Annotated in this window: 26 protein-coding genes; 5 read left to right on the top strand and 21 right to left on the bottom strand. The window is 47.7% G+C overall.

Annotation, left to right across the window (positions count from 1 at the left end; translation table 11 throughout):
* Positions 1-5 precede the first annotated feature (5 nt).
* The 6 genes from KFF03_RS02365 to KFF03_RS02390 form a co-directional block, all read right to left on the bottom strand.
* On the bottom strand, positions 6-353 hold the full coding sequence (locus KFF03_RS02365) for a hypothetical protein (protein WP_255858673.1): 348 nt from the start codon (positions 351-353) through the stop codon (positions 6-8).
* Entirely contained in the window at positions 334-1,317 is a 984-nt protein-coding gene (locus KFF03_RS02370; RefSeq protein WP_255858674.1) for a hypothetical protein, read from the bottom strand. Before KFF03_RS02370 ends, KFF03_RS02365 begins: the two co-directional genes overlap by 20 nt.
* 108 nt (positions 1,318-1,425) lie before the next feature.
* A complete protein-coding gene (locus tag KFF03_RS02375; protein WP_255858675.1) occupies positions 1,426-2,286 on the bottom strand; it encodes a PhzF family phenazine biosynthesis protein in 861 nt (286 codons plus the stop codon).
* A gap of 73 nt (positions 2,287-2,359) precedes the next feature.
* Complete coding sequence (locus KFF03_RS02380) at positions 2,360-2,683, bottom strand: hypothetical protein (protein ID WP_255858676.1); 324 nt, start codon at positions 2,681-2,683, stop codon at positions 2,360-2,362.
* Positions 2,684-2,769: 86 nt separating this feature from the next.
* On the bottom strand, positions 2,770-3,012 hold the full coding sequence (locus KFF03_RS02385; RefSeq protein WP_255858677.1) for a hypothetical protein: 243 nt from the start codon (positions 3,010-3,012) through the stop codon (positions 2,770-2,772).
* A gap of 288 nt (positions 3,013-3,300) precedes the next feature.
* On the bottom strand, positions 3,301-3,999 hold the full coding sequence (locus KFF03_RS02390) for a YafY family protein (RefSeq protein ID WP_255858678.1): 699 nt from the start codon (positions 3,997-3,999) through the stop codon (positions 3,301-3,303).
* Positions 4,000-4,173: 174 nt separating this feature from the next.
* On the opposite strand from KFF03_RS02390, the gene KFF03_RS02395 reads away from it, so the two are divergent.
* Positions 4,174-4,551, top strand: a complete 378-nt coding sequence (locus KFF03_RS02395) for a VOC family protein (protein WP_255858679.1) — start codon at positions 4,174-4,176, stop codon at positions 4,549-4,551.
* An 85-nt stretch (positions 4,552-4,636) separates the two neighbouring features.
* Here KFF03_RS02395 and KFF03_RS02400 read toward each other — a convergent pair whose 3' ends face one another.
* Both KFF03_RS02400 and KFF03_RS02405 read right to left on the bottom strand, forming a co-directional pair.
* On the bottom strand, positions 4,637-4,807 hold the full coding sequence (locus tag KFF03_RS02400) for a DUF6435 family protein (protein ID WP_255858680.1): 171 nt from the start codon (positions 4,805-4,807) through the stop codon (positions 4,637-4,639).
* Between the two features lie 166 nt (positions 4,808-4,973).
* Positions 4,974-5,951, bottom strand: coding sequence for a nitronate monooxygenase family protein (locus KFF03_RS02405; protein WP_255858681.1), 978 nt, complete (start codon positions 5,949-5,951; stop codon positions 4,974-4,976).
* Between the two features lie 169 nt (positions 5,952-6,120).
* Between KFF03_RS02405 and KFF03_RS02410 the strand changes: the two genes are divergently transcribed.
* The 3 genes from KFF03_RS02410 (at position 6,121) to KFF03_RS02420 (ending at position 9,091) form a co-directional block, all read left to right on the top strand.
* On the top strand, positions 6,121-7,137 hold the full coding sequence (locus KFF03_RS02410; protein ID WP_255858682.1) for an AraC family transcriptional regulator: 1,017 nt from the start codon (positions 6,121-6,123) through the stop codon (positions 7,135-7,137).
* Between the two features lie 121 nt (positions 7,138-7,258).
* The gene (locus tag KFF03_RS02415; RefSeq protein ID WP_255858683.1) at positions 7,259-8,350 is read left to right on the top strand and encodes a YheT family hydrolase; all 1,092 of its coding nucleotides are present in this window, start codon (positions 7,259-7,261) and stop codon (positions 8,348-8,350) included.
* 6 nt (positions 8,351-8,356) lie between these two features.
* On the top strand, positions 8,357-9,091 hold the full coding sequence (locus tag KFF03_RS02420; protein WP_255858684.1) for an enoyl-CoA hydratase/isomerase family protein: 735 nt from the start codon (positions 8,357-8,359) through the stop codon (positions 9,089-9,091).
* On the opposite strand, the gene KFF03_RS02425 is transcribed toward KFF03_RS02420, so the two are convergent.
* The 7 genes from KFF03_RS02425 to mtnA form a co-directional block, all read right to left on the bottom strand.
* Positions 9,088-10,092 (bottom strand): AraC family transcriptional regulator, encoded by a 1,005-nt coding sequence (locus KFF03_RS02425; RefSeq protein WP_255858685.1) that lies wholly within the window; start codon positions 10,090-10,092, stop codon positions 9,088-9,090. The genes KFF03_RS02420 and KFF03_RS02425 overlap by 4 nt on opposite strands.
* Positions 10,093-10,103: 11 nt before the next feature.
* On the bottom strand, positions 10,104-11,036 hold the full coding sequence (locus tag KFF03_RS02430) for a S9 family peptidase (RefSeq protein ID WP_255858686.1): 933 nt from the start codon (positions 11,034-11,036) through the stop codon (positions 10,104-10,106).
* Positions 11,037-11,248: 212 nt separating this feature from the next.
* Positions 11,249-12,181, bottom strand: a complete 933-nt coding sequence (gene puuE, locus KFF03_RS02435) for an allantoinase PuuE (RefSeq protein WP_255858687.1) — start codon at positions 12,179-12,181, stop codon at positions 11,249-11,251.
* Positions 12,182-12,326: 145 nt separating this feature from the next.
* The gene (gene mtnC / locus KFF03_RS02440; protein ID WP_255858688.1) at positions 12,327-13,046 is read right to left on the bottom strand and encodes an acireductone synthase; all 720 of its coding nucleotides are present in this window, start codon (positions 13,044-13,046) and stop codon (positions 12,327-12,329) included.
* 13 nt (positions 13,047-13,059) lie between these two features.
* Entirely contained in the window at positions 13,060-13,605 is a 546-nt protein-coding gene (locus KFF03_RS02445; protein WP_255858689.1) for an acireductone dioxygenase, read from the bottom strand.
* Positions 13,606-13,615: 10 nt separating this feature from the next.
* Positions 13,616-14,299, bottom strand: a complete 684-nt coding sequence (locus KFF03_RS02450; protein ID WP_255858690.1) for a methylthioribulose 1-phosphate dehydratase — start codon at positions 14,297-14,299, stop codon at positions 13,616-13,618.
* A gap of 28 nt (positions 14,300-14,327) precedes the next feature.
* On the bottom strand, positions 14,328-15,329 hold the full coding sequence (mtnA, locus tag KFF03_RS02455; protein ID WP_255858691.1) for an S-methyl-5-thioribose-1-phosphate isomerase: 1,002 nt from the start codon (positions 15,327-15,329) through the stop codon (positions 14,328-14,330).
* Between the two features lie 177 nt (positions 15,330-15,506).
* Between mtnA and bluB the strand changes: the two genes are divergently transcribed.
* The gene (bluB, locus tag KFF03_RS02460; protein WP_255858692.1) at positions 15,507-16,178 is read left to right on the top strand and encodes a 5,6-dimethylbenzimidazole synthase; all 672 of its coding nucleotides are present in this window, start codon (positions 15,507-15,509) and stop codon (positions 16,176-16,178) included.
* 2 nt (positions 16,179-16,180) lie between these two features.
* Here the strand turns inward: bluB and pgi are convergent, their stop codons facing one another.
* The 6 genes from pgi to pcnB form a co-directional block, all read right to left on the bottom strand.
* Positions 16,181-17,836 carry a glucose-6-phosphate isomerase gene (gene pgi / locus KFF03_RS02465; RefSeq protein WP_255858693.1) on the bottom strand — a complete coding sequence of 552 codons (1,656 nt, stop codon included), beginning with the start codon at positions 17,834-17,836 and terminating at the stop codon, positions 16,181-16,183.
* A 204-nt stretch (positions 17,837-18,040) separates the two neighbouring features.
* On the bottom strand, positions 18,041-18,421 hold the full coding sequence (gene panD / locus KFF03_RS02470) for an aspartate 1-decarboxylase (RefSeq protein WP_255858694.1): 381 nt from the start codon (positions 18,419-18,421) through the stop codon (positions 18,041-18,043).
* Between the two features lie 140 nt (positions 18,422-18,561).
* Complete coding sequence (panC, locus tag KFF03_RS02475; protein WP_255858695.1) at positions 18,562-19,452, bottom strand: pantoate--beta-alanine ligase; 891 nt, start codon at positions 19,450-19,452, stop codon at positions 18,562-18,564.
* A gap of 153 nt (positions 19,453-19,605) precedes the next feature.
* Complete coding sequence (gene panB, locus KFF03_RS02480) at positions 19,606-20,412, bottom strand: 3-methyl-2-oxobutanoate hydroxymethyltransferase (protein WP_255858696.1); 807 nt, start codon at positions 20,410-20,412, stop codon at positions 19,606-19,608.
* Positions 20,413-20,517: 105 nt separating this feature from the next.
* The gene (folK, locus tag KFF03_RS02485; protein ID WP_255858697.1) at positions 20,518-21,012 is read right to left on the bottom strand and encodes a 2-amino-4-hydroxy-6-hydroxymethyldihydropteridine diphosphokinase; all 495 of its coding nucleotides are present in this window, start codon (positions 21,010-21,012) and stop codon (positions 20,518-20,520) included.
* A gap of 19 nt (positions 21,013-21,031) precedes the next feature.
* Positions 21,032-22,450 (bottom strand): polynucleotide adenylyltransferase PcnB, encoded by a 1,419-nt coding sequence (pcnB, locus tag KFF03_RS02490; protein WP_255858698.1) that lies wholly within the window; start codon positions 22,448-22,450, stop codon positions 21,032-21,034.
* Positions 22,451-23,320: the final 870 nt, after the last annotated feature.

The following is a 23,320-nucleotide window of genomic DNA, read 5'->3' on the forward strand; positions in this document are numbered from 1 at the left end:
GTGTTTTACGCGCAGTTCTCAATTAATTTGACCTCTCCAGGGTAAGCGCGGTCTGATATATAGATGACCCATTCTTGGCCTGATTCTAGATCAATGAATTTAGAATTGTGCCATGTAGATGTTTCATCCCAATTCATGATTTCCCGGGTCTTGTCTTCCTTCACAAGGGCTAGCGACCATTCTTCAATGGCCTTCACCTTTCTGCGATCTTTGGTGTTTTCTATTCTCATACTTTCAGAGACACATAACGCCGCATTAAGGTGTGAGTGGCGCTTGGCTATACTTGAGCGAAGCGAAACTGCCAAGCGTTGCGAATCACTCTTAAATGCTTTGTTATATTTTTTTCCACTCATTACCTTCAGCGTATGTATACAAATTATGCAACACTGAAAGATTGCCACCTCTAATAAAGACCTCATATTCAGGCGCGATATCAGGAGGGAATTGAATAATTTGCTGTAAGATTGTTGAACATTGTTCTACTGCACTAATCGTATTTAAAGTCGCATAAGCTAACAAAGCACGCAATGAACCAAGTCTATTATTCTTAATCTCGGTTATATCCCAAATGTGTAAACCTTCAAAGGCAGGCTGGTCAATAGCAACAGCAAAGCCTTCGTCTAAGGTAAGTATATGTTCTACGTTCTTTCCGCCATGTACTATTTTGTCTCTATAATCTCTAAGCCAAACAAAAAACTCAGATTGCTGGGTATAAAACTGAGCTAGCGACTCAGGGATATTGAACCTTTCAGCTATTTCTTTAGAAGTACTTATTTCACCAGACTTGTAGAGCATTTCTCTGAAACTTTTTCTTAGTTTCTTTTTGGTGGTGCTCTTATCTAGATATTCAAACCTTTCCCAAATCCGATACACAATTTCTTGTAGCAAATCAAAAATACTACGGCATACCTTAAAAACATACTCAATTTCAGTTGTCACAAAGCGCCAGTTAATTCTTTCAGGGTTACTAAACCAAACTTCATGAAATAGCTCAATTTTTTCAATGCTTGTGCATAGGTTATTAATATCTTCTGCAATCCCTCTTTCAAGGTGAACAAGATCTTTGAAATACGCTTTTTTCAGTAGGAGTGAGACAAATTTGAGATGAACATCTGTCGACTTAGCCGGGGACTTTGCAAAATAACAACCGTCCATTACGTCAACCATTTGCATTTTAATTAAAGTGCCATTTGCATCAATCCACGATTCCCATTCACCATTTGGGTGATGACAAAACTGCATCGGAATGGCTCTGTCATCCACCTTATCTATCTTGAGGTATGACACTTTTTTCAATTCTTCTAGCGATATACTCACTTTACCTCCGAAAAATATAACGCTTAAATAAACGGCTAAAAATGCTTGGCTATACTTGTGAGCGCAGCGAACCAAACCAAGCGTTTTTAGTCCGATTTAATTTTCTTGTTATACGGGGATTACCACCGTACCAATATTACTTGCAAAGCCACCAACTTTTACACTGATTATCTTTGAATTCTCTGACTCAACAGATGCTGTAATTATTGAAGTACAATTCATAGCCCTACCTTGTTCAAAAACAAAATCACGACCTAAAGCTAAATGCTCTGTTAGATAACATGCTAAAGCACCACTAGAGCTACCAGTAGCCGATTCTTCTGAAATACCAAAAAGTGGTGCGAAATTACGGCAACTTGCTGTAAGCTTACTTTCCAACTCACAAAGCTCAAAAGCATGAAAACCAACAACTTTATGTTTTTTGCAGAAATCTGCGATAAGTTCATCATTAGGCTCTATTACATCTAAATACCCGTTAGGAACAGGAATAATGGCGTCAGGCAGCCCTGTTGAAATAACTTCGATAGGTAATTTTGTGCTTGCTAGTATATTACTTTCTAGGCCTAGAATATTTGAGATTTCTTGATATGAAAAACAATTTACTTTTTGAGGTAATTGCTGTTCCATAACGACCTTACCACTTGGTTCAATGATCACTGGCAGCATTCCAGCTTTTGTGCGTTGAACATAAGAACCAGCTGTAAGAATACCTTTTTGGTACATTGTGGAAAAAGTAGCTAACGTAGCGTGACCACAAAAGTCAACTTCTCCTGTTGTAGTAAAGAAAGAGACTTCATAATCAGCTTCTTCATCACTGGAGACAAAAGCAGTTTCGGAGTAGCCCACAGATTGCGCGATTTTTAATTTTTGACTATTCGAAAGCTGATTTGCATTTAAAACAACTCCAGCAGGGTTTCCGCCCTTTCCATTAACTGTAAATGAGTTAACCAAATTTACTTCGATATTCACCAAGACCTTCTTCCCGTATAACGCCTAGGCTAAGGGGCAGCGCTTTGCGCCGTCCAATGCCTTGAGCCTTTTGTTATATATTTTCATTGATTTGGTAAGCGCCATCTGGTCTGACCTCAATTTCGAAAACTTTGGTTGTCATATCACCGTATTGCCTATGAGAAGCGTAAACTTTAAAACCATTCTTAGTACAGGAGGTTTTTTCGATAAACCACATGGCGTCCATAAGTTCTGACACTAAATTTTTGCCATTCAATACTGGGCGATGATTAATATGTTCATGCCCAAAACTTTCTATCTTAAGAACATTGGAGTGCTCTTTACATGACACCACTTTTGTCTCTGAAAGCACTGAGTAGCTTACGGTTAGTAACCAAAAGAAAATTATCTTCTTCATACTCATATTACATATAACGCCCAAAGCAGCGGCGGGCGTTAGCGCGTCCAGCCCGCAGGGCGATGCTGCCTTTGCTTGTTATGTGGTTAGCGGTTAGATTCGATAGCATTGAATATAGCCTGAACTGCCTGCCACTCTTTGTTGTTGAAGTCTGCAAAGCGCTGAATTCCAGAAAGCTCCCTATATAAATCTTCGTAGACTAACTGCCCACTATTGGTGCTACTTAATTTCTCTATGTAGGAACTGAATGTATTGACGCCTTGCTCAATATTCCTTTCTTTAGCAGAGGACATAAGAAACCTAAGATTTTCTATAATTTCAGAACTCACGATTTCTCTCCATGAACACATAATAGTTTATTCGTGTGCGTGCCTGATATCTTAGAGAGAGCTTTTTGAGCTTATGGCTGTAACTAACTGATTTCACGTTGAAACCTTCCTTAGCAAGATAACTCCCTTCCAGAAAAGCGTGCACGCACACTATTTCGGCCACGGTATGCCTACTATCTTGTAAACCATATACGTAACCTGTTGATTTTACTGATGTTTAAATTATCACCAATAGGGAGGGTGGGCAAGGACGAAAATAATCTACACGTCCATGTAGTAAGCCACCCACTAACCCCGATGCCGATAACACTCCTCTTCACGAATTAAATAAGCGCTTAACCCCTTACCATCGTCATCAGAAAACGCTTGCTCCAATACCTGCATATTGTGAATACGATCCATGCGGAAATGACGGAAATCCTCACGTTTTTCACACCAGGCGGCCAATATCCACACCGGGCTGAAAAACATCAGGGCTAACGGGCGAATAACCCGCTCGCTGAATTGCCGTTCGCCATCCGAATATTCAATCTGTATTTTCTGTTGCTTACGAATGCATTCTCGCACGTCAGAAAAGCTTACTGTCCAGGGTGGCCGGTTATCGCTGGGCAGAGCATAGGTGGTGACTTGCTCCAGCTCGCTGCGTATCTGAGACGGTAAGGCAGTCTGTATTTTTTCCAACGCGTTCAGCGCTTTCTCAGCAAAACGATCATCGGTCCACTGGCGCACCATGCTGATGCCCAGAGTAAGGGCTTCCAACTCATCCTGATCAAATGTAATGGGTGGCAGGTAATAATCCGGGTTGATCATATACCCCACGCCTGCTTCGCCGGATATCGGCGTGCCCGCATCCATCAGATCCTGAATATCGCGGTATACGGTACGGGTGCAAATGCCAAACTCATCGGCGATCCGGCTGGCAGTCACGGCCCGGCGACGGCTTCTGAGAAAGTTCACCATTTTGATTAATCGGTCCGCGCGGCGCATCTGCCTTCCCCTGATGTTGGAAACAAAAATATAGCCTATCGCAACACTACTGACACCATGCTGTCAGCAGGGTGTTGCTAACTTAAAAAACAGCACCGGGGCGAGCGTATCGCTACTGGTGTGATTTTTTAATTAAAGCCTCAATCAAGAGGGATTAAATACAGGAGTATGACAATGATGAATCCAGTTGGCTGGTTTGAAATTAATGTGGCCGATATGGCCCGAGCTCAGCAGTTTTATGAAACCGTATTGGGTTGCACCTTGGAAGGTATGCAGGGGGCTGATGACCCAACAATGGAGTTGAAGTTGTTTCCATCGGATATGGAAAGTTATGGGGCTGCGGGTGCGTTGGTGAAAATGACCGATGCGCCGGTAGGGCAGAACAGTGTGCTGGTGTATTTTTCTTGTGACGACTGTGCTCAGCAGGAATCACGGGTGGTTGCTGCCGGTGGGCAGGTGGAGCGCTCTAAATTCTCTATTGGTGAGCACGGTTTTATTGTGATGGCCAAAGACACCGAAGGTAATGTGTTTGGCCTGCACTCTATGAAGTAATCAATGGTGGTAACAGGCTCTGATTGCGCTTGATAAGCAGGAAGTTTGCGGACGCGTAGACTTCCTGCACATGAATACAACCCCGTCAGGCTTTCTGCAGGTTCTGAATCTCTTGATACAACTTTTCCGCTTCAGCGGTGATCTCAGAATAACCCCGAATATCGCCATTACGCTGAGCCTTCATGGCTTGTTCCAGTTTGGCATCGTATTGTTTTTGCAGCTTTTTGATCGGGTTTGGCTTAAGGAAGGAGAACATAGGTCTGCCTCGTCGTGGATTTCTTTATCTTAAGCATTTTAATTGCCTGAAACGACGACAAATTTTGTAGGTGTATAACGTGTGTGGAAATGGCGGAATAAAAAAGCCCCTGACGAGTCAGAGGCTTTAAACAGGTGGGTGCTGTTTTTAATTAATGTTTTTAAGGCTAGCGTACTTTGAAGTTTGTGGCGACACGGTCAAAAGCATTATTGTATTCGTTGCCCAGTCGCTCAATTAATTGGCCCGCCGTTTGTACGTCTTTGATCGCACCAATACCCTGGCCGCAGCCCCAGATATCTTTCCAGGCTTTTTTATCGGTATTACCACCCGAGCCAAAGTTCATTTTGGACGGGTCACTTTCCGGCAGGTTATCCGGGTCCATACCAGCGTTAATAATTGATGGTTTCAGGTAGTTGCCATGCACGCCGGTGAACAGGTTGCTGTACACAATATCCTCGGCGGTTGAGTCGACCAGGCATTGTTTATAGTCTTCTTCCGCACGCGCTTCTTTGGTAGCGATAAAGGCTGAACCGATATAACCCAGGTCGGCGCCCATCGCTTGTGCTGCCAGAATAGAATCACCGGTGGTTATGGAGCCGGACAACAGCAGCGGGCCATCAAACCATTCGCGAATTTCCTGAATCAGTGCCAGAGGTGACTGGGTACCAGCATGGCCACCGGCACCGGCAGCTACGGCGATCAGGCCATCAGCGCCTTTTTCAACCGCCTTTTTAGCGAAGGTGTTGTTGATGATATCGTGCAGTACGATGCCGCCGTAGGAATGGATGGCTTCGTTAACTTCAACCCTGGCACCTAATGAAGTAATGATGATGGGTACCTTGTATTTCACGCACAGAGCCAGGTCTTCTTCCAGACGATTGTTGGAGCGATGCACAATCTGGTTGACGGCAAAAGGCGCGGCGGGTTTGTCCGGGTTGGCCTGATTGTAGGCGTCCAGTTCTTCGGTAATCTGAATCAGCCACTTCTCGAATTCACCTTCGCCACGGGCGTTGAGTGATGGAAAAGAGCCGACGATGCCAGCTTTGCATTGGGCAATCACCAGCTCCGGACCCGAAATAATAAACAGTGGAGCGGCAACGGCAGGTACCGATAAACGACCTTTGAGAATGTCTGGAAGTGCCATAAAACGACCTTTGTTATATCAATGTGAGTGTTTAAAACTGCTTAACATGAAATCATTATGAGCAGAGCCGAGGGGTTTCTGAATGACAATGGATCACATTTAAATTGATGTTTTACAACAAATTTGTGTAGTCTGAAGAGAGTGTGATTTACAGGGCTAATATTCTTCAATGGCGCAGCTATCGGTGCATAATGTTTCAATCAGCATAGAATTTGTACGTTCGGCTTTATTAAAGCTGGCGCTGGAACGGGCAGAAATTGATACCTTATTAGTTCAATGCCGAATTGCTCCATCGTTGTTAAACAGCCCGCAGGCGCGCCTGTCTCTGACTCAGTTTGGCCAGGTGATTACACAATTAACGTTGCGTAGCGGTGATGAGTTATTGGGTTATGGCAAACAACCTGTGCCATTGGGTAGCCTGTCATTACTGATGCATTGGTTATTGGCGGCAAGCAGCCCCCGGCAGGTGTTGCAACGGTTGTGTGACTTTTATCGTATTCTGGGAAAAGGTGTTGAGGTTGAATGGGTTGAAGACGAAGAGGGCGTTCATCTGAATTTTGGTTACGCCAGCCACGATCAGGCCTCTCAGGTTTACATCTGTGAATACGGTTTCTTTTTTGTGCATCGCGTTTTGTGTTGGTTGATGAAAGAAATTTTTCCGATCAAACAGCTGTTGTTTCCGTTTTCTCCACCGGCATACAGTCGTGACTATCGTTTGATGTTTTATGGCGCCCCCATGGTCTTTAATGGTTCGGCGGCCAGAATCAGCTTCTCCGCCGATTTGTTGAAGCGCGACATTATACAATCCCGGGAAGCATTGCCTGCGTTGCTTAAAGATCCTTTTAACCAATTATTGATGCTTAACTTTTCGCAGGAAACCTGGACGTCGAAAGTGGCTGGCTGTGTTCAGTCACAGCTCGATGATTTGCCGACTCTGCCACAATTAGCGGCGCAGTTGCAGATAGCCCCTCACACCTTACAACGCCGCTTAGCGGTAGAGGGCAGCTCTTATCTGGCGATTAAAAATCAGATTAAGCGTGACAGTGCCATTGAATTGTTGGTTAACAGTAAGCTGAGTATTGAGCAGATCAGCGAGCGTCTGGGGTTTTCTGAGACCAGCCCATTTACCCGTACCTTCAAAGAGTGGACGGGGGTTCCGCCGAGTGCCTACCGAAAACATCATTAAAAGCCCTGTTAAGTCATTAAAATGTTTTGATTGATCATCCGATGTGTGGGTAACTGAGTAGACAGTCAGAGGTACGGTTGGGTATTGTGAGTCACCTTCCTGCTAATCAATGTTAACCGCCATGCTCTGGTTATTCGCTGCCCTGACACTGTTCCTGATTTATTATCGTCTGGTGGTTGTTCGTGTACCGCAAGTTGAATGTCATGCAGACTCATCGCAGCAGCAATATGTGCGGCACAGTAACATGTTGTCGAAGCCTTATTGGGTGACTCCATGGTTGTTTAACACCCATCTTCAGTTGTTGTTCCTCGGATTAAAAAAGGCCTTTGCTCCTGCGCTGAAATACGACCGTACTGACACGTTAGTCGCTGATGATAACGGCACGATTGCGGTGGAGTGGCTGGGCCTGGAGCTGCCAGAAGACCGGCCTACGTTGGTTTTGCTGCATACCATTTCCGGCAGCGCTCACAGCATGCGAGAGTTTGTTCGTTATATTCATACGCAGTGCGGCTGGCGGGTTGCCTTGTGTGTTCGCCGTGGTCATTCCGGATTGCCGATGACGGCCGCCAAATACAACACCATGGGATGTACCCAGGATTTTCGTCAGCAGCTGGATCATATTCACCACTGTTTCCCAGACTCAGCCTTATATGCCGTTGGTATCTCGGCGGGTTCCGGTGTGCTCGCGCGTTATCTTGGTGAGGCCGGAGAAGATACTCCGATTAAGGCGGCGGTAGGGTATTGCCCTGGATACAATCTGGAAGTGGCGTTTGGTCGTGCTCAATCCTTCTACAGCCGTATGATGGCAAAAAAACTGACGCGTAATTTTCTGACTACTAACCAGTCATGGTTTGAACATTTACCGAGTTACCAAAAGGCTATTCAGTCAGAAAACCTTGAAGAATTACACGATCATTTATACGAGGTGGGTGGTTATCCGGATTATGACAGTTATCTGGAAAACACCAATCCCATGGTTCCGTTTCGGAATATTGCCGTTCCAACTTTAATGCTGAACGCTAAAGATGACCCCGTCTGCCATATTGATAATGCCTATGAATATATTGAAAGCATGAAAGAGATGGATAATATGCTGCTGGTAATGACGGAACGCGGCAGCCACTGTGCTTACTTTGAAGGACTGACAGCAAAGTCCTGGGCGAATCGCCTGATTGCTGAATATCTTAATTTTTATGACAACAAACAGCGGTGAACTGATATGACCGAGATTATCTCTTTAGAACAACAAGGCTCTGTAGCCGTAGTAACCATGAACACTGACGAAAACCGTCATAACCTGGAATTTATCTCGGCTTTTAATGCCTGTTTGGATGCCGTTGAAAAAGATCAGAAAGTTGGCTCTATGGTGCTGACATCTTCTTCAGAAAAAAACTGGTCTTTGGGTGTTGATCTGACCTGGGTGTCGCAAAAAACCACGTCGATTGCTGACAGCGTTGAATTTATGCAGGGCATGGATGCGATTTTTAAGCGCATGCTTACCTTCCCGGTACCCATTATTGCAGCCATGAATGGCCATGTTTTTGGTAATGGTTCAGTGCTGGCGTGTGCCTGTGATTTCCGCTTTATGAAAAGTGATCGTGGTTATTTCTGTTTCCCTGAAGTGGATGTGCTGGTGCCTTTCCTGCCGTCGATGATTCCGCTGATTCACCAGGCGATGTCACCACAGTTCTTTAATCGCCTGGCGATGACTGGGCAGCGTGTGGGTGCACAGGAGCTGTTGGATAACCAGGTGGTTGAAGCTGTGTTTGATGACAACGAAGCACTGCAAGCAGGCGTGATGGAATTTGCTGCGCAGTTTAAGAAAAATCGTTGGATTTATGCTGAAAATAAAAAGCAGAAAAATCAGGAAACTCTGGCAGTAATGGCCGATAAAGATCCGGCATTTATTGAAAAAAGCTGTGCCATGATGGGCAAAATGATGGGTAAAGCTTAATTTTTAAATGAATTGCGCCAATGGGAAGGTGAATCGCCTTCCCAACTTTTAAACGCGCGGTAAAACGAGTTTTGATCTTCGTAACCTAATAGAGCTGCAATCTCGAACAAACTCATATCCGGGTCGGATAAATAGTGCTTTGCGGTATCCAGCCGCACTTCATTCAGCAGGTCTTTAAAGGTAAAACCTTCGGCGGTAATGCGCCGTTGTAAGGTGCGTGTGCCAACGCCTAATTCCTCCGCCACCAGTGATACTTTTGGACAGCCGGAACTTAAGCACTGGCTGATCACCCATTTCACCTGATCGGAATATAAATATTTATTTCCTGCGGAGTGCAGCTCATTTTCCAACTGTGGCACAACAATATTCAACAATTCCTGGTTGTAGCTGATAAAACGGCTGTCGAGCACTTTACTATCCAATATCAGACGATTTGTCGGTGCATTGTATTGCACCTCACATCCCAGATAGTGTTCCAGATAACGCTCGCCGCTGTCGTTGCGGGTTACCTGAGCGGACTTGATGGTGATGGGTTCTTTGCTGTTTTTTCGGCCCAACTCAAACAGAGAGGCGAAAGTTGCGTCCACCAGAGTATCAGGCATGAATTGCTGGCCGATTGCCCATTCAATATCAATGGTACAGAGGCCTGCCTGTTCGTCGATAAGAATGCTTTCCGGCGCTGAGATGCGTTTAAAACGCGACAGCCGATGTAAGGCATCGCGGTAATTGCGGGCAATATGGGCGGCAAAAAATGACGGCGGCAACTGAGTGACATCAAACGCCTGAATAAAGCGGATACCAATATCGTCCTGGCCGGAAATAGCGGGCAAGCAATCCCACAGGGAAAAATATTGCCCGGTATTAGCGGGGGCCTGATTCAGCAGTATGGCAGCCGGAAGGCGGGTTGCTTCGGCGACTTGTTGCATGGAAACATCCACCTGTTCCAGGGTGCTCCAGAAACTGTCGTGTACCTTGATCCTATCTGCCTGATACTGCCTCATGCCTGCTTACCTTATTTCATAAAACGATCAAAATATTCGACCATCTGTTCCGGGTTTTTACCAAAATAATTGTAGCCATCAAAACGCTTGGTGGTGCCTTCTACCCAGAACTGTTTTTTGTCTTTGTTTGGCAGCAGGTCAAAGGTGGTTTGTACATCACTTGGTTTGGTCCAGATGTCTTCACGAACCTGAATCACAAAAGTTGGCATGTGTACGTTTGGCGCATAAGGGTGTGGGCTCATCTCATGGTTAGCAAAGCTGCCCAGTTTGATTTGTTCCATATCGACTTCGTCCATAAAGTCGCCGATGCCCATCATGTCCATCACGGTTTGACGTGAGCAAGCCATGGAACAAGGTTGTGCGCAGACAAAGGCTTTTACATCGGTGAAGAATTCCGGCTGTTTGGTTATTGCCACCATGGCGGCATTACCGCCAGCACAGGGGTTGTAGAGACCAACGGTCATGTCTTTCAGCTGAGCGTGGGATTGTACGTATTGCATCGCGCCGACTACGTCACGCCATTCCAGCAGGCCGGTACCAACGATGCCGCCGTTACCATCTGCACTGCGACCATGATTGCGCATATCGTAGGTCAGCACGTTATAACCGGCTTTATTCAGAGCTTTATAGATGTTGATGAACTCAACGTGTATATCGGCAAACTGGCTCCAGGGTTCCATATGGCCCGGGAAACCGTAACGGTTCATGGTCAGTGGGTGGTTACAGATGATCAGCTTGTCGGAATTCGCCGCCGGGATGTACCAGGCTTCCAGCGCCACACCATCAAAAGACGGGAAAAACACGTCTTCAAAGTCGAGGCCATAGTCTGCCGGGGTTTTCAGAATCGGCGCACGCAGGGGTGATTTCATGCCCCGGGCAATGCCTTGAATCATTGCCAGTTGTTCGGCGCTAAGAGTCGGTTTGGTTGATGCTGAGTCAGTCATAGTTACCTCAAAAGAGATTGTCTGGTTGATGTGTGTCTGTTGATGGCTATTACTGTAGTTGCTCGATTATTGAACAGCACTAGCAAACGATGACAGGCGTTCTGCAAACGATGACAGTGTGATTTGTATGTTACTGAAACAAAAAACCGCCAGGGATTGCTCTACTGGCGGTAAGGAAGGAATTCTTCGGCTTTGGAAGCCGTCTTGATGGCTTATGCCTTAGGCGGGTGCACCTTGCGCCAGTGATTGGCGATGTCGATACGACGGGTAACCCACACGTCTTCATGGCTTTGTACATAATCTAAGAAGCGCGCCAGTGCGGCGGCGCGGCCAGGACGACCGACCAGGCGGCAGTGCAAACCGATGTTCAGCATTTTCGCGGCGGCGGGATCTTCTTTGCCTTCGGCGTACAACACATCAAACGAGTCTTTTAAGTAAGCAAAAAACTGATCGCCCGAGTTAAACCCCTGATTGGTGGCAAAACGCATGTCGTTGCTGTCGAGGGTATAAGGGATGACCAGATGTGGTTGCTCGTAGTCGTAGCTCCAGTATGGCAGGTCATCAGCATAGGAATCGCTGTCGTAGGCAAAACCTCCGGCTTCGACCACCAGGTCGCGTGTGTTCGGGCTCATACGGCCGGTGTACCAGCCTTGTGGGCGTTCGCCGGTGACTTCGGTATGAATACGAATGGCTTCGGCAATGTGCTCGCGCTCCACCTCTTTGTCGATGTATTGGTAATCAATCCACTTCAGGCCATGGGAGGCAATTTCCCAATCGGCATCTTTCATTGCTTGTACGATTTCCGGGTTACGTTGCAGCGCCGTTGCCACGCCATACACGGTCACCGGCATATTACGCTGGGTAAACATGCGGTGCAGACGCCAGAAACCCGCGCGGCTGCCGTATTCGTAGATGGACTCCATGTTCATGTGGCGCACGCCTTCCAGTGCCTGGGCGCCAACAATCTCCGATAAGAAGGCTTCTGAGGCTTTATCGCCATGCAGAATGCAGTTTTCACCGCCTTCTTCATAATTAATCACAAACTGCACGGCAATGCGGGCCGGATTCTTACTGTTAGAAGGGTTGGGCCATTGAGGGTCAGGAGTGTGCTGGCCATAGCCAACCATATCGCGCGGGTAAGTCATGGGGAGTCCACAAAGTTATGAATATTTGTGGACAGTGTAAAACAGAAAGCTGACTAAGTGGTTAAAAAGTGTTGTAAGGGTGCAAGGATTGGCTGAATTGGAAGCATTGGCAGCTATTGCCAGTGCTTCTCAATAGGAAAAAGAGTTACAGCTGAATACTGTTGAATGAATTAACGGCCGGGTGATTGGTGGTTGCCGGGAAGTCACCCTCACGAATCAGCCAGCAGGTTTGCAGGCCTGCGTCATAAGCGGCATCCAACTCTTCTTCGATATCCGACAGAAACAAAACGTTGCCTGCTGCAATGTCGTGTTTTTTCTGCAGATCAGCCAGAATATTGCGATACGATTGCTCGTTACGTTTACCGCCGGAGGTGGTATCAAAATGACCACGGAACAGAGGTAATAAGTCACCGTCCTGACTGTATTGATAAAACAGTTTTTGCGCCTGAACCGATCCTGATGAATACACGTAAAGCGGCATTCCATTGTTGTGCCATTGCTTTAACTGAGCGGTCGCGTCTGGGTACATGTGCGCTTGATAATCACCTTGCTCATACCCTTGTTTCCAGATCATGCCTTGTAATGCTTTTAGTGGCGTGGCTTTTTTATCGTCGCGAATCCACTGCTGTAAACATTCAATGATGGCATCAAGGTTGTCACTTGTCAGGTCATTGCCTTCTTGTTTTGCCAATTCGACGGTAGCTTGTATTTGCTGCTGAACTGATGCGTTCTCATGATGCTGGCGCAAAAAAACAGGCAAATTTTCTGCGGCGTAAGGAAACAGCACATCTTTAACAAAGGATATCGATGAGGTGGTGCCTTCGATATCCGTTAAAATAATTTTTACGTGATTAAATTCAGGCATGGGAGTCGATTTTTTAGTTCTCAAGACGATTGTAATAATCCGCAATATCACTGCCGGTATAATTGGCAACCCAGCCTTCCGGATTATTAAATAAGCGGATGGCAATAAAATTTGGATTCGGCCCCATGTCAAACCAGTGTGGGGTATTAGCCGGTACGCTGATTAAATCGCCTTGTTTGCATAACACTTCTGCCACTTTGCCATCAATATGCAGGGTGAATAATCCTTCTCCGGCAACAAAAAAGCGCACTTCGTCTTCACTGTGGGTGTGTTCGTTTAAGAACTTCTGACGCAATTGGGCTTTTTGTGGATTGTCTGACGATAAACTGATCACATCTACGGTTTGATAACCTTCTTCGTTTACCAGACGATCAATATCTTTGCGGTAAGCATTCATCACAAATTCCGGCTCTGCACCGGCGGAAATCGTGGTATCCGTTTGCCACTGTTCATAACGCACACCCAGTGCCTGTAATTTTTGGGTGATGGATTTTTTATTGTCACTGGCGAACAACAAGTTGGTCATATCATTATTGGTGTAAATGCGGATTTCACTCATGCTTGTTGTCTCACGAAACGGTTGTATTAGGGGTTATAAGGAGGTTGGAATTTAAAGAAAGCAGCTGTAATTGGTAACCCAATAAATGTTCCAGCGCTTCCAGATGGCGGAAACATTCTTCGATGTTTTTCCCCCAGGTATAAACGCCATGGCCACGAATTAAATAAGCATGGCCTTGCTGAGTTTGTTGCATTGTCTGTTCAACCTGATCGGCCAAGCGCTGAATATTCTGATCATTGGCAAACAGCGGAATCGTCACCGTGCCTTCGTGGCTGGTTTCACCGGCAAACGCTTTTTGTAATTCCCAGCCGGTAAGTGCGAGCACATCACTCTGCCAGATTTGAGATAACACCACACAAGTCGGAGAGTGGGTGTGAAGTACGGCGCCGATGGTGGGATCACGCTGATACAACTGGGTATGTAATAAAGTCTCAGCCGAGGGTTTCCCGGATACTTTATGTTGCGGGTGAGCAACCGGCTGGCCGTGAAAATTTACCACCAGAATATCGTCGTTGCTGAGCTCACCTTTGTGTTTGCCGGAGCTGGTGAGGGCACAACAGTGATCATTCAGGCGAATGGAATAATTCGAGCTGGTGGCGGGTGACCAATCACGTTGATACAGGATTTTGCCATAGCGGCATAAACTTTCAGCCGCCTGATTAAAATCGTTAATGTTGTATAAAACGTCTGTCATGGCTGTTTCCGTCGCAGATCCTGATTGTTCAGCGTGCAAATAACATCGCAACGGTTTCCGCGCTGGGTTCCAGAATCATGCCTTTTTCAGTAATGATGGCATCAATCAGATCCGACGGTGTTACATCAAACGATGGATTAATAGCATCGCAACCTTCAGGGGCAATGACCTGGCCATTAAGGCTGGTCACTTCCGAAGTCGGTCGTTGCTCAATCGGAATATCGGCACCGCTGGCAATGGATAAATCGAAGGTCGTGGTTGGTGCGGCCACCATCACTTTAACGCCATGATGCTTGGCTAATACCGCCAGGCTATAGGTGCCAATTTTATTGGCAGTATCACCATTGGCGGCGATGCGGTCAGCACCAACAATCACCCAGCTGATATTTCCCTGACGAAACAGTTGTGCGGCAGCACCGTCGGCCACCAGTTTTACCGGAATATCATCCTGCATCAGTTCCCAGGCGGTTAATCGTGCGCCCTGTAACCAAGGGCGGGTTTCTCCGGCGTATACCTGTTTAATACGCTGATCGGCAAAGGCGCTGCGGATAATGCCCAGTGCTGTGCCGTGGCCGCCGGTGGCCAGTGCTCCGGTATTACAATGGGTATAAACACTGGCACCTTCCGGAATAAGAGCCGCGCCAAATTGTCCCATCGCCAGATTGGCTTCAATATCTTCCTGGTGAATTTTTTTTGCTTCGGCCACCAGTGCATGGGGATCGACTGTGCTTAGTGACGCCATGCGCTCTAACGCCCAGAACAGATTCACTGCGGTTGGGCGTGATTCGGCCAGTACTTTATACGCGGCTTCCAGATCACGACCCGCTAATGCATCCAGCGCGTAACCGTAAGCGGCGGTAATGCCGATGGCCGGTGCACCACGGACCACCATGTCACGGATGGCATCGGCGACATCGGCAGCGCTGGTGTAACTCAAAACCTGATGTTGATGAGGTAACACGCGCTGATCCAGCAGGTGTAATTGCTGGTTGTGCCATTCGATGGCATGGAAAGAGGCCGTATGAGACATGCTGTGCCTTGTCATTAAGATGGAAGTCGTGAAAAGCAAACGACACTATTTTACGCGCAAAGTCAGCAACGCCCAAACGCTTTGCATGCCCCTTCTTTGGGTTTAGGCGTAATGGTGCATTGCGCAGTGCCTGAGCAGCAGAGACAATAGCGATTTATTTCATGATGTGCTGTCTTTATGTCTGACCGTAACCAGCAATTTCAACCAGACCAGAGCGACCTGTTGATGGAACTGCTTGCCGCACGGCGCGATGTGCGTGGTAACCTTTTTCTTGCGGATGAGCTCGACCAGGCTGATATCGATCAGATCCTGAAAGCGGCATTACATGCGCCTTCTGTTGGTTTTTCACAGCCTTGGGAGTTTGTGTTGGTGCTGGATAAAGTCCAGCGTCGCCAGGTGGCTGACAGCTTCTTTGCTGAGAACCAGAAAGCATTGGAGCAGTTTCGGGCGGGGAATTACGATGCCGCTAAACTGGAGCAGTACCAGGCGTTAAAACTTGAAGGTATCACTGAATCGGCACTCAATATTGCGGTGTTTTATAACCCGAAAAAAGGGCCGGTATTAGGGCAAACCAGTATGCCGGATATGGGGCGTTACAGCGTGGTCTGCGCGGTACAGAATATGTGGCTGATGGCGCGTTCGCTCAATATTGGTATGGGTTGGGTGAGTATTCTTGACCCGGAAAAGGTCAAAACGATCGTTAATGCGCCGGCCGATCGCGAGTTAATCGCTTATTTATGTTTGGGAAAGGTCGATCAGTTTTATGATCAGCCTGAACTGGAAACCTTAGGCTGGGAAGCCCGCAAAGCCACCAGTCAGGTGGTGCTGAGCGGGCATTATCCCGAATAAAGTTATAACAGGTTCTGCATATCGTGGAAGGCGCGCACCAGGCCGTTAGTGGAGCCATCAAAATGGTTGGGGATACCTTCCCCTTCCAATGCACTTAAAACCTTACTGCCCAACTGTTTACCCAATTCCACCCCCCATTGGTCAAAGGAGTTGATGCCCCATAAGAAGCCCTGAGCCGCCACTTTATGTTCATAAAGTGCGATTAATGCACCAACCGTATGTGGTTTGGATTTCGGGAAATACAGTGTATTACTTGGGCGATTACCGGCAATCACCTTTTGTGGTGCCGTGACAATGGCTTCGGCTTTACTCATGCCTGCCGCCATCAGTTCAGCCACTGCCTCTTCCTCCGACTTACCCTGCAACAACGCCTGGCTCTGACTCAGGCAGTTGGAAACCAACATGGCGTGGAAATTATCAATCGGGTTATGGCTGCACATCGGCATAATAAAATCACACGGCGAGAAGTGTGTACCCTGGTGCAATAGCTGGTGGAAAGCATGCTGGCCATTTGTGCCGACGCCACCCCAGATTATGGGCCCGGTATCATAATCCACCTGCTGGCCATCAATGGTGATGGACTTGCCATTACTCTCCATATCCAGCTGTTGCAGGTGTGCCGGTAAGCTTCGCAAATAATGGTCGTAAGGCAGAATGGCCTGGCTGTTCACACCAAAGAAGTTAACGTACCAGAGGCTGAGTAAGGCCATGGTAATCGGCATATTCTGCTCAATCGGAGCGGTGCGGAAATGTTCGTCCATATCGTAGGCACCGCGCAACATATCGCGGAAATTATCGATGCCAATGGCCAGTGCCAGTGGCAGACCAATGGCCGACCACAAAGAATAGCGACCCCCCACCCAGTCCCACATCGGGAAAATATTTTCTTCAGCAATGCCAAACGCGGTGGCTTTTTCAATATTGGAAGAAACGGCGGTGAAATGTTTCGGTAAATCGGCTTCGGTACCACCGTTATTCAAGAACCACTCACGGCAGGCCAGAGCGTTCTTTAAGGTCTCCTGAGTACCAAACGATTTCGATTGAATAATAAACAGAGTCGTGGCCGGATTCAGGCGCTTGAGGATTTCGGTGATATGGGTGCCATCAATATTGGCCAGATAATGAATGCTCAGGCCACTGTCCCAATAGGGTTTGAGCGAACTGGAAGCCAGTTTCGGACCAAGAAAAGAACCGCCAATACCAATGGAAACCACATCGGTAAACGGCTGGTTGTTAAAACCGCGCCATTGGTTACGGCGGATTTTCCAGCAGAACTCTTCCATTCGCTGCATGGTATGGCGGATTTCCGGCATCACGTCCGTGCCATCGACCATAATCTGACGGTCGCTGAAATTCCGTAACGCGGTGTGTAATACCGGGCGCTTTTCACTGCGGTTCATTACTTCACCACGGAACATGCTGTCGATTTGTTCCGGTAAACCGCGTTCATGTGCCAGCTTGTGGAGTAACGCCATAGTGTCAGATGTGACACGGTTTTTTGAATAGTCGAGGTTAATACCTGCAGCGTCGAGCTGAAAGCGCTCAAAACGATTATTATCCTGTGCAAACCAGTCGCGCATATGCTGGTCTTTAATGTCTTTATGATGCGCGTTAAGCAGGTTCCAGATATCCGTCTGGGTCAGGCTGGTTCCAGTCATAGTCCATAAGTCCTGTTTTAGTGTCTATTTGTGCATCAAGGCACAGTAATCGTTAACAATAAGGGCGCAGTATAAGGAGACTGGCGGGCAGGAGCAAAAGACGTGTTTGTCGTATTGTGTCTGAATGACCAATCACACTCAGAGTGAAGGTGTCAGGCATAAAAAACGCCGCAAGTGCGGCGTTTTTTATTTGGCAGGTAACCCTCAGGCGACCTGTACCGGAATATCAAAGCTGGTATGGCTGACGGTGTTATCTTCGTTCATATACACCATCTTAGGCTTAAAGGTGGCCAACTCCTTTTCATCATAGTTGCCGTAAGCACAGATGATGATACGGTCACCTTCGCTGGCCAGATGAGCAGCAGCACCGTTCACAGAGATAATACCGGAGTCATCTTCGCCACGGATAATATACGTGGTGAAGCGTTTGCCATTCGTAATGTTGTAAATCTGGATCTGTTCAAATTCGCGCATGCCGGCGAGATCCAGCAATTTTCCGTCAATGGCGCAAGAGCCTTCATAGTTCAGCACCGAGTGAGTCACACGGGCCTGATGTAGCTTGGCTTTGAGCATGATGGTTTGCATGGTAAACCCTTTCTTAGCTGATCGATTCTTTGTCGCAGAACCTGTTATTTCCGGCCTCAGGCCAGTCTTTATTACCGGGTTCTGAGACTCCGGAATTGTTCATTTCTTGGCCTCTCAGGCGCAAGGCGCGCAAGTATGCCTCATTCAAACGCCTGATTCAATGTCACCTGAATATTATCAATCAGGCGTGCGCTACCAAGGAATGCTGCGCCAAGAATTGTTATAGACGAATGGCGTAGCTGTTGTGCCTGTAACTCATCATTCATGAGCGGACGTAAGTCATCAGAGTAACGAATGTCGAGATAATCCGTTTTGAAACCCTGTGTGTCGAGGTGTTTTCTGGCCTGATCAAGAATGGTTTCGAGACTTTGCCCGTCGGCATTTTGTAACGCCGCAGCAATGTTATTCAGTGTTTTATACAGCGCCGGAGCCTGCTGGCGCTCCTCGGTGCTGAGGTAGCCGTTGCGGGAACTCAGAGCTAAGCCATCTTCGGCACGAGCGGTGGGAACCGGGATGATATCAACTGGCATGCATAAGTCGGCCACCATTTTGCGAATCACCGCAACTTGCTGGAAATCTTTTTCGCCAAAGTAGGCTTTGTCGGGTAATACCTGATTAAACAACTTGCTGACAACCGTCGATACCCCATCAAAATGCCCGGGGCGGCTGCCACCACATAAACCTTCGGAAACCACCGGTACGTGCACGATGCTTTGTTCTTCCTGACCTGCCGGGTACATTTCTTCGACATTTGGGGCAAACAGCAGATCGCAGTTAGCCGCTTGCAGCTTTTGCTGGTCTTCAGGCAGGGTGCGTGGGTAACGGCTTAAATCGCTTTTGTCGTTAAACTGCAGCGGATTTACAAAAATGCTGCTGACGGTGTAGCAGCCATCGGCGGTTGAGCGATCAATCAGGCTGATATGGCCTTGGTGCAGATTGCCCATGGTTGGCACAAAGCCGATTTCACGGCCGGCCATACGAGCCGCCTTGACGTGCTGGCGTAATTCTTTGATGGTATGAACGGTGATCATTATTGGAAACTACCTACGTTGCCATTACGGCGTTAAAAATAAGCTCAAAATACTCATTTATGGCTTATAAACTCCGCTTTTTCGCTTATTTTTGCCTTGTACTGACTGCCTCGGACACGTTTCCAAGCCAGCATTCAGAGCGATTTTAATACCTTACCCGAAGCCATGTTCGTCCGATGGAAATTCGCCGCTTTTCACCTGCTCGGCGTAAGCGCTGATGGCTTGCGGGATGGTACGACCATCGGTCATAAAGTTTTTCACAAACTTAGGCACATAGCCGGTGTTCATACCTAACATGTCGTACACCACCAGAACCTGGGCATCGGTGTCGGCACCAGCACCAATGCCAATTACCGGAACGTCTACAGCGTCGGTAATGCGCTTACCCAGCTCGCTGGGAACACATTCCAACAGAATCAGATCAGCCCCAGCCGCTTCCAGTTTTTGAGCATGGTCAATCATGGCACTGGCTTTGGCTTCATCGCGTCCTTGTACTTTATAACCACCCAGTTTATTCACCGCCTGCGGGGTTAAACCCAGGTGTGCACAAACAGGAACACCTTGTTTAGACAGTGATTCAATCAGTGGAATCAACCATTCATCGCCTTCAATTTTGATCAGGTGAGCACCGGCCTGCATGACAGCGCGGGCGCTTTCCAGGCCTTGCTCAAGCGTGCCATAACTCATGAAGGGCAGATCGGTCATCACCAGTGCCGGGCGCTGTGCTTTGGCATTGCCGCGTGCAACCATTTCGGTGTGATAAGCCATTTCTTCGACAGACACAGGTAAGGTACTGTCTTTGCCCTGCAATACCATACCCAGTGAATCACCCACCAGTAACACTTCAACACCTGCATCCGCAGCTACCTGCGCAAAGGTCGCATCATAAGCCGTTAATACGGCAAACTTTTGCTGCTCGGCTTTCATTTGTTTTAAGGCCGGAATACTGATGGACTTCATGACTTCTCTCCAATCTTGCCTGCTCGGTGCAGGTTTTTTCGTGAGGGCGTATGGTGCGGATTGTGGGCGCGATGTCAATAACTTCAAACGCCGGGCGTCTACAACTCAGAGGGAGCTAACCAGACTTTTTAAGCGCTGTAACTGGCCATCAAACTCGGGGGTGATATCGGAAATCGCTTGGCCATCGGGCAGCACCAGCTGCGGGGTTAGCTCAGCCAGTGGCAGCAGGACAAAGCTGCGTTTGTGCATCTCGTGGTGTGGTAGGTTCAGTCGTTCGCTGCGCAGTTGCAGATCACCATAAAGGATAATATCCAGGTCGATATTGCGTTCGCCCCAATGGCGCTTACGTTCCCGCCCCTGAGCCAGTTCTTGCGCTTGTAACGCATCCAGCAACGCCAGTGGTTCCAGGGATGTCTGTAATTGCGCGACCGCATTCAGGTAGTCCGGCTGATCCTGAGGGCCGAGAGGTTTACTGCCATACAGAGCAGAAACTGCCGTCAGTTCGGTATCCGGCAGCTGCTGCAGAGCCTGAAGGGCGGTAACAATCTGCTGTTCTGGATTATTCAGGTTGGCGCCCAGGCCAATATAACAGGTGACCATCTGTTGTTATCACCGCTTGTCAGGATTGCGGACGCTGAGAACGTGGTTTTCGACGCGGGCGACGGCGGCGCTGTTCACCCTGTTGTTCATGATCCTGCTCATTGCCTGAGCCACGACTGTGTGGGCCACGGTGATGTGTTTTCTGCGGAATCGGGTGTTTTTCCTGATACTGAGTCCACCAATCGCCTAACCCTTTCAGGTCTTCACCAGACTGTTCACGCAGCAGCACAAAATCGTAAGCGGCACGGAAACGGGGGTGCTGTGCCAGCTCGTGTACCCGCTTAGAGTGGGTTTTGGGCAGGCGTAGCTGCATTTCCCAGATTTCCCGCATCGGAATGGAAAAACGCTTTGGAATGGCGGTGCACTGCACCTGCTGGCGAATCACTCGATCAGCGGCTTGCTGGAGCGCTGGGTGTGGTGGTAGTCCCTGGTCTTCAAACTCCTGTTGCACCCGGCGCATTCCCGGCCACAACAACGAAGCAAAGAAGAAATACGGTGTTACCGACTTACCCGAACGAATGCGTGTATCGGTGTTACGCATGGTGTTTTCGATCATTTCCAGGGCGAATGGATCATCGCGCAGGCACTGTTCTGTTGCTGGAAACAGCGGTTCAAAAAGATTGTACTCGCGTAACATGCGAAAGGTATCCAGCGCCCGGCCATGCAGGAATAGCTTCAGCACTTCTTCAAACATACGAGCCGCCGGAATCTGCATCAGCAAGGGGGCCATATCACGAATTGGCGCCGCTGTTTGTACCTCGATGGAGAAGTCGAGTTTTACCGCAAAACGAATGGCCCGCAGCATACGTACCGGATCTTCACGGTAACGGGTTTCCGGATCGCCAATTAAGCGAACCTGGCGTTGCTGCATGTCCTGCCAACCACCGGCATAGGCATGCACACTAAAATCGGCAATATCGTAATACAGCGCGTTAATGGTGAAGTCGCGGCGCATGGCGTCTTCGTCTTTGCTGCCATACACATTATCGCGCAGGATCATGCCCTGATCGCCGGTAGCCGCTACTTTGTTGGAATGTTCTTCTTTGGGCGGAGCACGGAAGGTCGCGACCTCAATCACATCGCGGCCAAACACCACATGCACCAGCTTAAAACGGCGGCCGATCAGGCGCGAGTTGCGAAACAGTTTATTCACCTGCTCCGGCGTAGCATTGGTGGCTACATCGAAGTCTTTGGGGTGCAGATCCAGCAAATTATCGCGTACACCACCGCCAACCAGCAGTGCCTGATAACCAGCTTTATGCAGGCGATACAGCACCTTCAGGGCATTCTCGCTGATATTGCTGCGACTGATGGAATGTTCGTCACGGGGAATCACAGTTAACAGATCAGCCTCGTTGGCGGAGCGTTTTTTATTACTTCCCAACAGGCGGTCTTTGTGATGATTAATCTGATTGATCAGTTTATTTAAGCGACTCAAGGCGTGACAGTTCTTTGCTGTAGGTTAATAACAAGCGGCTGAGTTTAACCCTTCGACCGCGGCAAATAAACCAGTGTGCAAAATTGTTCAACCTGAGGCCAGATAGCAAAAAAGCCGCAATAGCGGCTTTAACATGTCCCGGATTTGTTATTTTTATGTCCCAGGATGGACGACCCATTAAGAGCAGTGAGTGGGGCGAATTCATTGTTTTAAATAATCAGGGTCTCAAGGCCCTTTATTTTTCTTATTCTTAACAGCACTTAAGGCTGGTTACCTAAAACAATGAATTCATAACTCAGGCTCCTTGTTATTGTTATTGATGGAACCTACTCAGCAGCTGTTTGTTATTTTTATTGATTGCTGCCAGATCTTTATGACGCTTGTTATTGTTGGTTTGTTATTTTTATTGTGTGTGCGTCTGATCTGAATAGGATAAAGCAGGCAGCGTGCCAGAATTAAAAAGTCATTTAAAATCAATGGCTTGTGATTCTTTATCTAACTTTTCACATCTTTGCTTAGACTAAAGTGTTACTAATCGCACATTCTGGGGTAACAAAAATGTAACTTTGGTAACGCTGTGTAACGGCGATGGACTGTACTTGCCATGCTAGTGAGCTGTCTTAAGAAAAATCAGTCAAAACGATCAGTCGCGCTTGGCTTTTTGACGCTTAATTGTCGTGGATAGTGTGTGATCTCGGAGGTGGACGAATTATGAACAACTGTTCGCAGGGATATTGGCGTAAGTAAACGTATTCCTTAACCAATGCCCGGAGCCAGGTGTTGAAGTACAGCTGATTGAATGGTGTTAAGCAGGTCCTGAATCAACGTGCGTTGAAGAAAATGCGCGGAAGAAGCGTCTGAAAGTAGGTA

This window comes from Bacterioplanoides sp. SCSIO 12839 (assembly GCF_024397975.1).
GTDB lineage: Bacteria > Pseudomonadota > Gammaproteobacteria > Pseudomonadales > Oceanobacteraceae > Bacterioplanoides.

Coding starts and splice junctions, on each gene's coding strand:
- KFF03_RS02420 (WP_255858684.1), top strand. CDS start 8,357: ATGACCGAGATTATCTCTTTAGAACAACAAGGCTCTGTAGCCGTAGTA.
- bluB (WP_255858692.1), top strand. CDS start 15,507: ATGTCTGACCGTAACCAGCAATTTCAACCAGACCAGAGCGACCTGTTG.
- KFF03_RS02405 (WP_255858681.1), bottom strand. CDS start 5,951: ATGGCACTTCCAGACATTCTCAAAGGTCGTTTATCGGTACCTGCCGTT.
- panC (WP_255858695.1), bottom strand. CDS start 19,452: ATGATCACCGTTCATACCATCAAAGAATTACGCCAGCACGTCAAGGCG.
- pgi (WP_255858693.1), bottom strand. CDS start 17,836: ATGACTGGAACCAGCCTGACCCAGACGGATATCTGGAACCTGCTTAAC.
- KFF03_RS02365 (WP_255858673.1), bottom strand. CDS start 353: ATGAGTGGAAAAAAATATAACAAAGCATTTAAGAGTGATTCGCAACGC.
- KFF03_RS02430 (WP_255858686.1), bottom strand. CDS start 11,036: ATGACTGACTCAGCATCAACCAAACCGACTCTTAGCGCCGAACAACTG.
- KFF03_RS02400 (WP_255858680.1), bottom strand. CDS start 4,807: ATGTTCTCCTTCCTTAAGCCAAACCCGATCAAAAAGCTGCAAAAACAA.
- mtnA (WP_255858691.1), bottom strand. CDS start 15,329: ATGTCTCATACGGCCTCTTTCCATGCCATCGAATGGCACAACCAGCAA.
- KFF03_RS02425 (WP_255858685.1), bottom strand. CDS start 10,092: ATGAGGCAGTATCAGGCAGATAGGATCAAGGTACACGACAGTTTCTGG.
- puuE (WP_255858687.1), bottom strand. CDS start 12,181: ATGACTTACCCGCGCGATATGGTTGGCTATGGCCAGCACACTCCTGAC.
- panB (WP_255858696.1), bottom strand. CDS start 20,412: ATGAAGTCCATCAGTATTCCGGCCTTAAAACAAATGAAAGCCGAGCAG.
- panD (WP_255858694.1), bottom strand. CDS start 18,421: ATGCAAACCATCATGCTCAAAGCCAAGCTACATCAGGCCCGTGTGACT.
- KFF03_RS02415 (WP_255858683.1), top strand. CDS start 7,259: ATGCTCTGGTTATTCGCTGCCCTGACACTGTTCCTGATTTATTATCGT.
- KFF03_RS02445 (WP_255858689.1), bottom strand. CDS start 13,605: ATGAGTGAAATCCGCATTTACACCAATAATGATATGACCAACTTGTTG.
- folK (WP_255858697.1), bottom strand. CDS start 21,012: ATGGTCACCTGTTATATTGGCCTGGGCGCCAACCTGAATAATCCAGAA.
- KFF03_RS02450 (WP_255858690.1), bottom strand. CDS start 14,299: ATGACAGACGTTTTATACAACATTAACGATTTTAATCAGGCGGCTGAA.
- mtnC (WP_255858688.1), bottom strand. CDS start 13,046: ATGCCTGAATTTAATCACGTAAAAATTATTTTAACGGATATCGAAGGC.
- KFF03_RS02395 (WP_255858679.1), top strand. CDS start 4,174: ATGATGAATCCAGTTGGCTGGTTTGAAATTAATGTGGCCGATATGGCC.
- KFF03_RS02380 (WP_255858676.1), bottom strand. CDS start 2,683: ATGAAGAAGATAATTTTCTTTTGGTTACTAACCGTAAGCTACTCAGTG.
- KFF03_RS02390 (WP_255858678.1), bottom strand. CDS start 3,999: ATGCGCCGCGCGGACCGATTAATCAAAATGGTGAACTTTCTCAGAAGC.
- KFF03_RS02410 (WP_255858682.1), top strand. CDS start 6,121: ATGGCGCAGCTATCGGTGCATAATGTTTCAATCAGCATAGAATTTGTA.